1 protein-coding gene and 1 pseudogene are annotated in these 812 nt (G+C 39.9%); one reads left to right on the forward strand and one right to left on the reverse strand.

Annotated elements, in window-relative coordinates:
- On the forward strand, positions 1 to 570 hold a 570-nt coding region (locus DW640_RS23355), incomplete at its 5' end, for a sugar transferase (protein ID WP_147326412.1).
- A gap of 74 nt (positions 571 to 644) precedes the next feature.
- On the opposite strand, the pseudogene DW640_RS24220 reads toward DW640_RS23355, so the two are convergent.
- Positions 645 to 812 (reverse strand): annotated as a pseudogene (locus DW640_RS24220) (N-acetylmuramoyl-L-alanine amidase); the annotation flags it as partial.

The raw sequence follows: 812 nt of genomic DNA on the forward strand, positions 1-812 counted from the left end.
AAGCGAATTGGGGATTGCATTATTGCGGGCATATTACTGATTATTTTTTCTCCTTTATTTTTAATCTGTTATATAGCTGTGAAACGTGAAGATGGTGGTCCGGCTATTTTCAAACAGGAACGTATCGGTCGTTTCGGCCGTCCGTTTTATATTTATAAGTTCCGCAGTATGCGTTTGGATGCGGAAAAAATGGGCCCTGCGTTATATAAGGGTGGGAAAGATAAACGATTGACTAAAGTGGGTAAGTTTTTGCGTGAACATCATTTGGATGAATTGCCGCAACTTTGGAATGTCTTCTGCGGGCAGATGGCTTTTATTGGTCCTCGTCCCGAACGGAAATATTTCATTGATCAGATAATGGAACACGATCCTCGTTACGTATTTTTGTATCAGATACGACCGGGTGTTACTTCGTATGCTACGTTATACAATGGGTACACAGATACGATGGATAAAATGTTGCGTCGTCTTCGCTATGATTTGTTTTATTTGCAGCATCGCTCATGGTGGTTTGATTTTAAGATCTTGGTGAAGACATTTATAAATATTTGTTTTGGCAAGAAATTCTAGCAGGGAAAATTGCAATGTATTTGTAAAAATCAAAAACACTCATCGCTATGCAATGAGTGCTTATAGATACTAACCTACAATTCCCTGTATTCTTCTACGCAAGGGTAACACGGACATTTCTTTATCGGATTTAAATCATGATGTCCTATAATCAACGCTTCTGGAAATTTTTTCTTTAGCTCACGGAGCAGAGCTAACAGCGCCCCTCGTTGCGCCAGCGTACGTGTATCTTTCGCTTGTCC

Origin of the sequence: Bacteroides sp. AM23-12 (genome assembly GCF_003434395.1) — a bacterium.
Lineage (GTDB): Bacteria > Bacteroidota > Bacteroidia > Bacteroidales > Bacteroidaceae > Bacteroides > Bacteroides thetaiotaomicron.